9 protein-coding genes are annotated in these 11472 nt (G+C 74.0%); 2 read left to right on the top strand and 7 right to left on the bottom strand.

Annotated elements, in window-relative coordinates; all coding sequences use genetic code 11:
- Positions 1-1026, top strand: a 1026-nt coding sequence (locus tag J0670_RS16565) for a PHB depolymerase family esterase (protein WP_207812355.1), incomplete at its 5' end; no start/stop codon positions are given.
- Between the two features lie 93 nt (positions 1027-1119).
- Here the strand turns inward: J0670_RS16565 and J0670_RS16560 are convergent.
- The 6 genes from J0670_RS16560 to J0670_RS16535 all read right to left on the bottom strand — a co-directional run bounded on the left by J0670_RS16560 (position 1120) and on the right by J0670_RS16535 (position 8242).
- Positions 1120-1938: a maleylpyruvate isomerase family mycothiol-dependent enzyme gene (locus J0670_RS16560; RefSeq protein WP_207812354.1), complete on the bottom strand. Its 819-nt coding sequence runs from the start codon at positions 1936-1938 to the stop codon at positions 1120-1122.
- 215 nt (positions 1939-2153) lie between these two features.
- On the bottom strand, positions 2154-4499 hold the full coding sequence (locus tag J0670_RS16555) for a DEAD/DEAH box helicase (protein WP_207812353.1): 2346 nt from the start codon (positions 4497-4499) through the stop codon (positions 2154-2156).
- Positions 4500-4565: 66 nt separating this feature from the next.
- A complete protein-coding gene (locus tag J0670_RS16550; RefSeq protein WP_207812352.1) occupies positions 4566-4775 on the bottom strand; it encodes a hypothetical protein in 210 nt (69 codons plus the stop codon).
- Between the two features lie 76 nt (positions 4776-4851).
- Positions 4852-5550 (bottom strand): helix-turn-helix domain containing protein, encoded by a 699-nt coding sequence (locus J0670_RS16545; RefSeq protein WP_207812351.1) that lies wholly within the window; start codon positions 5548-5550, stop codon positions 4852-4854.
- Positions 5547-7766 (bottom strand): hypothetical protein, encoded by a 2220-nt coding sequence (locus J0670_RS16540; RefSeq protein WP_207812350.1) that lies wholly within the window; start codon positions 7764-7766, stop codon positions 5547-5549. The genes J0670_RS16545 and J0670_RS16540 overlap by 4 nt, the downstream gene beginning before the upstream one ends.
- Entirely contained in the window at positions 7766-8242 is a 477-nt protein-coding gene (locus J0670_RS16535) for a hypothetical protein (RefSeq protein ID WP_207812349.1), read from the bottom strand. The genes J0670_RS16540 and J0670_RS16535 overlap by 1 nt, the downstream gene beginning before the upstream one ends.
- A 296-nt stretch (positions 8243-8538) precedes the next feature.
- On the opposite strand from J0670_RS16535, the gene J0670_RS16530 reads away from it, so the two are divergent.
- Positions 8539-9942, top strand: coding sequence for a tetratricopeptide repeat protein (locus tag J0670_RS16530; protein ID WP_207812348.1), 1404 nt, complete (start codon positions 8539-8541; stop codon positions 9940-9942).
- 434 nt (positions 9943-10376) lie between these two features.
- On the opposite strand, the gene J0670_RS16525 is transcribed toward J0670_RS16530, so the two are convergent.
- Positions 10377-11472, bottom strand: a 1096-nt coding sequence (locus J0670_RS16525) for a dienelactone hydrolase family protein (RefSeq protein ID WP_207812347.1), incomplete at its 5' end; no start/stop codon positions are given.

Raw genomic sequence — 11472 nt, 5'->3', positions numbered from 1 at the left:
CCCGGCCCCGCCCACCTCCTGGCACTGCTGCTCGCCGCCACCGGCCTGTCGCTCCCCGCCTCCGCCACGCCCACCGCGTCCGCCGCGTCCACGACCACGTCCGCGTCCGCCTTCCCCGGACCCGGCAGCTACCTCCACCAGAGCTACGACTCCGCCGGCGACAGCTACGACTACAGCCTCTACGTCCCCTCCAGCTACGACCCCCGGGAGCCGTCACCGCTGGTCGTCCTGCTCCACGGCTGCAACACCACGGCCGACCAGCGCGTACAGTCCAGCGGCTTCGATCCGATCGCCGAACAGCAGCACGCCATCGTCCTCTACCCCGACGGCGACGCCTACGACCGGCTCCTCAACGGCCGCTGCTGGCGCGCCACCACCAACCCGCAGGGCGAGACACGCGACCACGGCGACGCCGCCGCCATCGCCGGCATGACCCGCGCCGTGGCCGCCGCGTGGAACGTCGACACCACCCGCACCTACGCCCTGGGCATGTCCGCCGGAGGCTTCGAGGTCTCCGTGCTCGGAGCGGACTACCCCGACCTCTACGCCGCCATCGGCGTCCACTCCGGCGCCGCCTACGGCCACGGGGCCGTGGGCTGCGCCGGTCCGTACCTGCCGACCGCCGACACCACGGACCTCGCGTGGCAGGCCTTCGCGCAGATGGGCCCGCGGCAGCGCCCCGTCCCGGCGATCCTCTTCCACGGTGACGCCGACCCGGCCGTCCCCTACCAGTGCGGCCTGCAAGCCCTGGAGCAGTGGCGCCAGACCGACAACCTGGCCCTCGACACGCAGGGGCTTCCAGCCCTGCCCGCCCAACCCGCGCAGGTCACCGACGCCGCCGTCCCCGGCGGCCGGACGTACACCGTCGCCGACTACGGCACCCTGCTGGAGTTCTGGACCATCCACGGCATGGCCCACAAGTGGTCCGGAGGCTCCACCGACCCGGCGGTCGCGCAGTACGCCGACCCCACCGGCCCGAACGCCTCCGCCGCCGCCTGGCAGTTCTTCGCCCGCCACCACCTCTGAGCGGCAACGACGAGGCCGGTCGGACCGACACTCCCATCGGTCCGACCGGCCTGTGTGTCTTCGGGGCGCGGCAACTCGGGGAGGCGCGGTCGTTCAGGGGGCGGCGAACAGCCCGGGAAAGACCGGGGCCAGCCACGGCCGGCGGCCCCAGGCGAGCACCTTGCCCCGGGCGAGGGCGTCGATGGCGCTGTAGCGGCCCAGCGCGATGAGGAGGAACGCGACCGGCTCGGTGAGGATCGTGCAGTCCGGGCGCCGCGGCGGCTCCTGGCTGACCACGGCGGCGCCGTCCGTGAAGGTCACCGCGAAGGCGCCCAGGCCACGCACCCGCAGCCGGTAGCAGGCGCTGTGTCCGGCCGCGGCGCGGGCATCCGTCACCCGCGGCATGACCGTCCGCAGGAACGGCATCGTCAGCCCCACACGGTGCCGGTCGATCGGGTGCGGCCGCCCCAAGGCGACGGCGATGTCGTAGAGGTGGCCCAGCATGTGGGTCAGCAGATAGGCGCCGAGGGTGTCCAAGTCCATCGGGCCGAGCGGGGTCAGCACCGGCTCGGTGCCACCACGCGGGCCGGCCGCCGCCGTGAACTCCCTCGCCCGCCGGGCGATCTCCTCGGCGAGCACGGCCGGGTCCCGCTCCGGCCGCGCGGCCAGCGAAGCCGCGTTCGCCGCGGCCAGCGAGCCCGCGGTACCGTCCCCGTACGGCCGCTCCTCGCCCGCGGCCAGGGCGGCCATCAGCTCGTTGGCCATCGCCAGGTGGGCCGCGACCTCGGCCACCGTCCACTCGGCACCGGGTATCGGGGTACCGCCCCCGCAGCCGGCGAGCAGGGCGACCGCCTCGTCACCGACCGCGGTGACCGCCTCGAAGAGCACGGCGCGCGCGCCACCGGGACCGTGCTGGGGGAACGGGAACGTCATGGTCGTGAACACTGGCCGACTCCCGCACCACTGTCCAGCCCTGTCACACGGTCAGAAGACCCCGCGTTCCCGCCGCCCCGCCCGCCGAGGTTCCGGCCGGGCCGGGCGTTTCCCGGGGAGAGGGACCGGTCGGCGCAGCGGTTCACCTCGGAACGCCGGAACGGAAGTGGGGCCGTCCCGGCTGGGTGAGCCGGGACGGCGGAGCGCGGGGCGGGTCAGCCGGTGACGGTCTCGGCGTGCCGGGTGAGTGCGTCCAGGAGTGCGGTCTGGTGGTCGGTCAGCTTGCCGTCGGTGCGGGCCGTCGCCTGCTTGCGCAGCCAGGTGCCGGGCCGGAAGGCCGGGTCGTCGCCGAGGCCGGTGCGGTTGACGGGGCCGTCCAGGGCGCCGCCGGCGGTGAGGTAGGCGAGCAGGCGGCGGTAGGAGCGGTTCCAGTCCGGCTCCAGGCGCCACAGCGCGTCCAGCGCGTCGAGCTTGGTGGTCTGGTCGGGGGTGAGGCCTGCGGCCTTGCGCTGGCGGCGCATCCAGGCGCCCACCGCGTAGTCGTCGAGCTTCGCGGTGGCGGGGATGGCGAGGTGGCCGTGCTGGTGGTGGAAGGCGGCGGCGTAGGCGTGGCCGCGTTCCCAGGCGTTGGCGTTCTTCGACCAGATCATGCCGAGCGCGTCCAGCTCCGAGGCGCGGGCCGGGTCGAGCAGGTGCTGGCCGCCCAGGTGGCGCTGGCGGGTGAGCCAGGAGATCAGCTCGGCGTGCTTGGTCTTGTCGGTGGGGTCGAGGTGGCCGTGCTGGAGGTGGAAGACCGCCGCGACGGCGTGCATGCGCTGCCACTCCACCGCGCGCGGGTTGAACGCGCGCAGCTTGACGGTCTGGAGGATCCGGGCGGCGTGCTGCCGGGCGTTGATCTTGAGCCACTCGATCGGCGATTCGATCGGGGCCGGCTGCTGCTCGCCCTTCCCCGCCTCGGCGGCCTCGCCCTCGGCCGGCTTGGCCGCGGTGGTGTGCGCGGTGCCCTGGGAGCGGGAGGCGCGCAGCTCGGTGATCCGGCCGACCACCCGGGCGTCATGCGCCGCGAGCGCCCGCAGGACCCGCCAGATCGTACGGAAGCTGGAGGCCTCGATCTCGGCGTCGGCCTCCGCCTTCACCGCTTCGCCGGCGTCGTGGACCTCGGCCGGGTCGGCGGCCGTGGTGTCGTCGCCGACCTCCGGCGTCGGGAGATAGACCGGGATGATGACCCAGGACACCTTGCCCTGCCGGTAGGACTGGCGCAGCGCCCTGCCCACCGCCTGGACGATGTCGATGACCGAGCTCTTGGGGTCCGCGAAGCAGATGGCGTCCACGGCGGCCACGTCGATGCCTTCCGTCAGGAGGCGGCTGTTGCAGAGGATGCCGCACTCCTCGCCTTCCTCGCCGGGCCGCTCACCGGTGTGGGCCTTGAACTCGGCGAAGGCCCGACGGCGGTCCTTGAGGCGGTCGGTGCCGGCCACGGCCTTCGCCCAGATCCGCTCGGGGCGCTCTGCGTCCTCCAGCAGCTCGGAAGTCTCCAGCACGGTGTTCGCGAACTCCCGCGCCGCCGACACCCGGGAGTGGAAGGTGATGACGCGGCGCAGTTCCAGGTCATTGACGGCGCGCAGCACCGCGATCTGCAAGGCCAGGCGCAGCAGTTCCTCATTGGAGCGCTGGGAGCGCAGATCGGCGACGGCCGGGAGGTTGAGCAGCTCGCGCAGGTCCTCGTCGGTGACGACCGGCACCAGGACGCGGTAGTCGGCGAGGTAGCCGTGCTCGATCCCCTGGCCGAGGGTCCAGGTGAACACGGTTTTGCCGTAGATGGTTTCGTCGTCCATCGAGCAGATGACAGTGCCCTCGGCGACATCCACCACCTCGCTCGGCACCCGGGCCTCATCCACGATCCGCGGAGTGGCGGTGAAGTACAGCCGGCGTACGGCGGGAACCTGGTCGTCGGTGTGCACGGCCGCCCACGCCTTGCCGTCCGAGCCGGCCGTGCGGTGCGCCTCGTCGATCACGACCAAATCCCAAACCGGCAGGCCGAAGTCGCGGTGAGCCTGGACGATCCGCTCCAGGCTCGCGTAGGTGGCGTACACGGTGACCGGCTCGCCCGCCTTCGCGGAGGCGACCAGGTCCGCGATCCTGGCGGCCTGCGTGGTCACCCGGGCGTGCACGCGCCCGCCGGCCTCCGCGCTCTCCAGCGCCTCATCCCGCGAACACGCCGCCACCGCCAGGCCCCGGCGGCCGCCCCGCAGCGACCAGGCCTCCGCGGTCTGCTCCAGCAACTCGATCGTCGGCACCAGCACCAGCACCCGGCCCCGAGCGGCCAGGCGCCGGGCGCAGCCCGCGGCGATCAGCGTCTTCCCCGAACCGGTCGCCGCGATGACCGTCGCGCGGCCGCCATCCTTCACCTCGCGCACCGCGGCCGCGACAGCGTCCTTCTGGAACCCGTGCAGCGGCAGCGGGTTCATCGCGGTGCCGGACGGCTGCGCCGGGACCGGCAGACCGGCCTCGGCCCGGAACGAGGCCGACACGTCGGCCTCGGTGGCGGTGGTGGTCTCCACGGCGGTGTTCTCCTTCGTGTGCCGGATGGTGCGGAGGGCGAGGCGGTGCGGATCGGGGGTGCGGGGCTACCCGCCCGGGACCGAGCGGCGCAGCTGCGGAACGGTGGCCGACGGCCGCTCCTCCGGCCGCACGGGCGGGGCGCAGAGCCGACGGTGGACCGCGTGCCAGATCCTGGCCTCCTCCTCAGTGGCGGTGTCCAGGCCGGAGCGCCAGCGGGTGCGGCGGGTGGTGATGCGGGTCTCGGGGTCGAACGTGAACGGGCGACGGGTGGTCACTGGGGGCCCCCTTCACGGCCGGACGGCGGGCTGGGCGGTGCTGGGCGGCGGGAGGTCCTGGGGATGCCGGTAGCTGCTACTCGGGGATCCAGCCGCGGACTTCGAGGTAGGCGATGTCGGCGTCCTCGACGGCGCGGCCGGTCTCCACCAGCCACTCCTTCATGGCCTCGGTGACGTCGCCGTGGTGGTCGGCGACGCGCTGGGACCACTCGGCGGCGTCGAAGCCGCCGGTGGAGGCGGAGCCGTAGGTGCGCTCCTCGGTTCCGTCGGAGCGCGGGATGAAGCCGCGCCGGATGCCGCCGGAGTCCTTCTCCGAGCCCGCGCTGTAGACGTACTGGTCGGCCTTCATCCGGACGGTGAAGGCGAGGCGGCCTCCGGCCTGGCCGGTCTCGTGCACCACCGGGGCGAGGTGGGAGGCGCCGGACTTGATGGCCTGTTTCCCGGCGCGGCCGGCCATCGACCCGCCCGCTTCGCCGACGGTGTCCTTGCCCCGCACCCTCGCCTTCTGCCCGGTCTTGGTGCGGCGGCGGGCGGTGTTCGCCTCCGCGATGCCGGACAGCGTCTCGGTGTCGCGCTCGCCGCCCCGGACCGCGCGGACCAGCTGGCGCAGCGCGTTGACCATGCTCGCGCCCTTGCCCTTGGTGAAGAACTGGGAGACGAGCGAGGTGTCGCGGCCGAGCATCTTGGCCACCTGGCGCTTGGTGTAGCCCTCGTCCAGGAGCTGCTGGGTGAGGCGGGCGGCCTCGTTCGGCTGGTTCGGGTCGGCCGGGCTCACTGGTCGGTCCCCTTCTCGGCGAGTTCGGCGCGGCCCAGGCCGCGCAGCTTGAGGTACTGCTCCTGGCTGGTCGGGTGCTCCACCGGCCCGGTGAGGCGGCCCTTGAGGAGGTAGTCGCCGGGCTCGCCCCGGTAGGGCCAGGGCTGGCGCTCGGTCAGGGCGATGCCGTCGGTGCCGAAGTAGACGACCGTGCCGGGCTTCGCGTGAAGGGCACCGGCGTGGCCGATGACCTCCTTGCCCTGGCGGTACTTCATGTCCAGCAGCGCCGCCCGCGCGCCCGACCAGACGTAGGCGGCCCACTCGGGGTGCGCGTACGGGTCGCGGGAGAACCCGGCCTGCCGCTGCCACGTCACCACCTCGCCCGCCTGGCCGAGGATCTCCACCCCGGCCGGGAGCGCCTCGCCCACCGGGGTGGTGCCGGAGACCAGACGCGGGCGCTGCGCGAAGCCGCCGAGGCCGAACAGCAGCACGGAGCGGACGGCGCGGGAGGCGAGGTAGGCCGCGGTGCGCTGCCGCTCGTCGCCGTGCAGCTTCGAGAGGTTGGTCAGGTCCGCCCAGGCGGCCTTGAGGCGCTTGCCCCACTCGTCGAGCGGCTTGCCGTCCTCGAACAGCAGGCCACCGAGGATCTCGACCTTCCACGGCATCAGATGGTTGGACAGGGCGAGGTGGATCTCGGCGCCGCCCGCCCAGGTGGTGAACGTGGTGCCCGGCTCGGACGGGTAGACCCAGGCGCGGTCACCGGTGACCGGGGCCGGGAGCAGGCCGACGTGGTTCCACCCCTGCGGGACGGTGACGCGGACGTTCCAGTGCGAGCAGGACATCAGGGCCTTGGTCTGCTCCTGCTCCGTCATCGCGGCGAACGCGGCCGCGGTGATGCGCCGGGGCGCACCGACCGGGGACTTCCACAGGTGCTTGGCGTAGGCGAAGGTGCGGTCGTACTCCACCAGCGCCGGGAGCTGCTCCGGCACGCGCGGGGGCAGGATCAGCTCGGTGCGGCCCTGGCCGCCCGTGGCGTGCAGCAGGCCGCGCAATTCCTCGGACAGCACCGGGTAGCCTCCGGCCCACTTGCCGGTGGTCGGGATGGTGCGCGACCACAGGTCCCGGCCGGTCTGGCTGGGGGAGCCCATGAGTACCGCGTCGTCCCAGTGGCGGCGCAGCGCCTGCCACAGCAGCGTGAACGCCTGGCGGCAGGTGACGACGTCGGCGCCGTCCGGGTCGAACCACTCCCCCATCGAGCGGATCTCGGTGGCGGCGCTGTCCGGGGCGGCGGCGGGGGCGTAGCGGCCGACCGGCTGGCGCTGGTGGACGAAGTGCCCGGCGAGCTTGTCCCGGCCGGATCCGACGGCGGTGGTCCACCGCTCGGACGGGGTGTTCAGCCAGGCGGCGACCGCGTCCTTGAGCGTGGAGTAGCGCTCGGCGCCGTCGTGCCACGGGGCGCCGGCGGTGATGTAGATGCGCTCGGTACCGGGCGCGGCGTGCAGGACGGCGTCCAGGATCTCCCCGGGGGTGCGGGCGCCGAGGTCGAGGCGCACCACGCGGTCGCGCACCGCGAGGTCGCCGGTCGCCGCGTCCAGGAACACCGTGGCGCGGGCCTGCTGGACGAAGTTCGGGCGCTTGGACACCAGCCCGGTGGTCACGGCCTCGAACCGCGCACCGGCCGGGCCCTCCGGGAGGGCGGGCAGCTCGCGCGGCCCGACAGCGACCGGAGCGACCGGAGCCGTCAGGACGGCCGGGGCAGCGGCGACGGGCGCGGCCGGGGCGGGCTGCTCGACGACGGCCTGGCCCTCGACCTCGGCCAGCACCTCCGTCGCCGGGGCGGCCGGGGTCTGCTGCTCGAGTACGGCGGCGGGACGGGTCAGCGCCGGAGCGACCGCGGCGGCGGGCTCGGCGACCGGCTCCGCCTTCGGCGCCTCGACGGGCGCGGGCACAGCGGTGGCGGCCTGGTCGTCGGTCTTGGCGGTCCGGACGGCGGCCGGGGTCGGGTCCAGCAGCGGGGCGATCCGCACGACGTCGCCGACCGACAGGCCCGAGGCCTTCGCGATCGGCGCGGCCTGGGCGCCCTCGTACCCCGCGAGCCCGGCAACCCGGCGCGCACGCTGGGCGGTGAGCTTGTCCAGCTCCTTCCGCGCGGCCGCGACCTGCTTCTCGGCGGCCGTGATCTCGGCGCGCAGCTCGCGCAGACCGGCGAGCTCGGCGGTGTACGTCTTGCGGTCCATCAGGCGCCGCCTTCCGCAGTGACGGGCGCGGTGGCGCGCTCCGCCGTTTCCTGGTCGATGCGGGCCAGTGCGGCCTTGAAGACGGGGACCAGGTCCTCGTTCATCACGTAGCCCGTCGTGCGCTGGTAGGAGGGGTTCTCGGGGTCGTACTGCGCCTCGACGGGCTGCGGCATCCCGACGGGCCAGCGCTTCTTGGCGGCGCCCCGGTTGACGGCCTTGGTGATCGCACCGGACCGGCCGCGCAGGGACTCCGACCCGTCGGGGCCACGCAGGTGGTCGGAGGCGACCCAGCCCTCGCCTTCGGCGGCGAGGCGGATGATCTGCACGGCGGTGGCCGGCAGGTCCCGCAGAAGTTGCGCGGCCCTGGTGACGGTCCACTGCGCGTCTTGGAGCACCGGCGCCGCCCCGTGCTTGCCCAGCAGCGCGAAGAGCTCACGCGCCAGATCCTCGGATACGCCTTCCAGCACGAGCCTCATCTGAACCCCCTCATAGTCCCATGGCGTTGGCTAACTCCACATAGAGTAGCGCCGCGACGATTCCTGGAGGGGTTTTACACGGGGTCATGAATGGGGTTATTGAGCGGACCCGTTCCCCGGGTGTGGTTGATCGCCTGCGTCGGCGTTCCATAGACTCGCCGACCTCGTGTACGGCGACCGGCCGGGCGGATCGACGGCCGTTCTCCGGGACGCGGTTCGGCCCGAGGGTCCGCCGGCGGCCTGCGGCCCGGGGTGCGGGTGGTGTCGGTGGCCGGTTCTAGGGTGCCCCCGTGAATGTGGATGATCTTCAGTGGCAGTGGGGCGACCACGGTGGTGTCCTGCCGCGGCTCGTGGACGAGATCCTCGAACGCGGCGGCCTGGCGGCGCTGGTGGAGGCGGCACGAGAGCGTGAGGACTGGTTCTGCGCCGAGGGTGCGGTGCGGGGGCTGTGCGCGGCCGGGGAGTTCGGGCGGGCCTGGGCGGTGGTGGAGCCGTTCGCGGCCACCGGATGGCAGCCGGCGGTGCGGGCGGGCGCCGACGTCCTGTTGCGGTGGGGCCACACCGACCGGGCGCTGGAGCTGGCGCGCCCCAGGGAGCCGCAGGGGAACGCGGCCGATGTGTGGCGGGACTACGCCGAGGTGCTGGTCGGAGCCGGGCGGGTGGACGACGCAATCGGGGTGCTCGACCCGTACAAGTGCGGCGGGTGGGCGCTGGGGAAGCTGGTGGAGCTGACCGAAGGCCGGGGACGCGACGAGCGGTTGCTGGAGCTGCTCGCCCCGATCGCCGAGGAGTTCCGGCACGGCCCCGGGCAGTGCGGCGTCCGTAACCCGTGGCACGTCCTGCCCGCACAGGCCCGGGTCCTGGAGCGGTCCGGCCGCGCGGACGAGGCGATCCGGCTGCTCGGCGCGGACGTGGCCGCGCGCCGGGACGGGCTGCGGACCACCATCGAGTTCTATGTCCGGCTGCTGGCGCGGCACGGCCGGATCGAAGAACTGCGCGACCTCGCCACCTGCCCCGAGCTGCGCGCCGCCCCGGGACCGTACGTGACGGCGCTGGAGGACCTGGGGCGGGCAGCGGAAGCGGAGGCGTACCTGCGCGACCTCATCGCCGCCAGGCAGCCGGGCTGGCACGAGAACGCGCTGATGGAGTTGCTCGTCCGCCAGGGCCGGTTCGACGACGCGATCGGTGCGGTGGAGCACACCTTCGACGACCTCTACGACGGGAACCTTCTCCACTCGGCCATGCTCCTGCTCGCCGAACAGGGCCGGCACGACAAGGCCCTTGAACTCACGGAGGGACGCAGCCCCGAGTTCCTCGCGGAGAACGAGGCGTTCTGGCTCCGGTCCGACCGGTGGTGGCTGATGGGAGAGGCGGGACGCGCCCGGGAAGCCATCGCGGAGATCGAGGCCCTGCCGGCCGACGAGGTCGACGACCGCGAGACGACCATCGCCTGGCTGCTCGCCCGGGACGGCCGCGTCGAGGAGGCCGTCGCCCTCCTGCGCCCGCTGCCCGGCAAGCGGGCCGCGACCGACCTGGCCGAACTGCTGGTCCGACAGGGCCGCTTCACCGAGGCCATCGGCGTCATCCCCGGCGTGGCCGCCCAGCGCGAGGAGGAACGGCGCTTCTGGACGGATTGGAGGAAGCGCAGGAAGGCTGCCGCGGGCGACGACCGAGGGGGTGGTGAAACGCCGCCGTTCTGACCGGTGGAGCCGTGCGGCTGGCACCGGCCGCACGCGCGGGAAGAAGAGGCCCGCCGCAGGCACGGGTCAGGGCCTGGGCTTGGGCCCTGGGCCTCTGGACGAGCGCGGCGCCGTTTTTCATCGATGTCGCTGATTTCACGTCAACTTCCTTGCCGCTGCGGGTGTTTGGTGCCGCGTACGGTCGTTTTTCCGGCGAATCCGGCGGGCTTCCGTCGGCCTCGTCGGTGCCGGCCGCCACGCGGATCCCGCCGAGGAGCAGCGCGCGGAAGGCGGGGTCGGCGTACGACTCCCTCGGTGTGGCCCATGCCGGTGTACCAGGACCGGCCGCCCTGGACCTGCCCGCGCGATGCGCCGGTCCCGCGGCTCGTGCGCGGACACGCCGAGCAGGGCGGGGGCCGTACCGGGGACGTACTCGGAAGCCGCGCCCCCGGACGCTACGCCCGCAGGTGCCGCAGGACCGAGGCGAAGGCCCGGGCGATGGCGTCGCGGACCTCGTCGATGTGGTCGAGCGTCTCGAAGCCGTGGTGCCCGTTCGGGACGTCGATCAGCTCCAGTTCCGCCTTGTGCTCCTGCGCCGCCGCCACGAACTCCGCGACGGCCGCCGCGACGGCCGCCGCCTCCAGCCCGGCCCGGGTCAGCACGATCGGCAGCCGGCCCGCGCCGGCGAGCGCCTCGACCGGGTGGAAGTGCTCGTCGACGGCCTCCCAGCCGGGCAGCGGCGCGAGTATCGGATAGCTCGCGGCCAGGCAGCGCAGCCACGCGGGCGGGGTGGCCAGCCAGTCGGTGGTCAGCAGGCCGCCGCCGGAGAAGAACCAGAGCGCGATCCGGTCGCCGTCCACCCGGGGGTGGGCGCGCAATGCGTCGACGGCCGCGGCGATCTCCTCGGCGGCCTGCGGGTAGGCGTGCAGGTCGTACAGCCGGTGCTCGACGGTCGCGCCGATGACACCGAGGCCCGCCGCGTACTTGCCGTAGCCGATGTACATCGGCCAGTCGCGCGGGGTGGGCCGGACGTCTTCGGAGACCGGGCCGCCGTGGACGAACAGGATCGCCGGCAGCGGGTCCGCGAGGGCCTGCGCGGAGTCTGCCGGGAAGTAGGAGTCTGCCGGGAAGTAGAGGTCGAGGTTGTCGATCCGCTCGCGCGGGCGGTCCGGCAGCGGGCGTTCGGGCAGGTCCAGGATGTGCGGCCGCGCGAAGGGGGGCTCCTCGGCGGCGGGCGGCGGGGCGATCCGGTGTCCCTCGCCGGCGGCGGCCCGGATCAGGATGCCGGCCAGGTCCGCCGGGCGGGAGAGCATCGGCCAGTGGCCGGTGTCGAGGTCGAAGAAGCCCACCCGGGGGTCGGTCAGCGGTTTGAACTGCGGCAGGCCCGAGCCGACCATGGCTTCCACGCCGGCGATGCCGGTGCCGCCGGCGGTGCAGAAGATCCCGGAGGTCGGCACGGCGGTGTACGCCCCGGTGAGCCGCAGCGGCTCGGTGAGGGTGGCGGCGGGCTGCGGGGTGGCCTCGGCGGTCAGCCGGTCCAGCGCCCGGGCG

Source organism: Streptomyces sp. FH025 (genome assembly GCF_017427025.1).
In the GTDB taxonomy this organism is placed as follows: domain Bacteria; phylum Actinomycetota; class Actinomycetes; order Streptomycetales; family Streptomycetaceae; genus Kitasatospora.
Note: the sequence above shows the minus strand (reverse complement) of the source record. Positions and strands in the feature narration are given on the sequence as shown.

Excerpts from the sequence above, each read along its gene's own strand:
- J0670_RS16535 (WP_207812349.1), bottom strand. The coding sequence starts at position 8,242 with ATGAGGCTCGTGCTGGAAGGCGTATCCGAGGATCTGGCGCGTGAGCTC.
- J0670_RS16560 (WP_207812354.1), bottom strand. The coding sequence starts at position 1,938 with ATGACGTTCCCGTTCCCCCAGCACGGTCCCGGTGGCGCGCGCGCCGTG.
- J0670_RS16540 (WP_207812350.1), bottom strand. The coding sequence starts at position 7,766 with ATGGACCGCAAGACGTACACCGCCGAGCTCGCCGGTCTGCGCGAGCTG.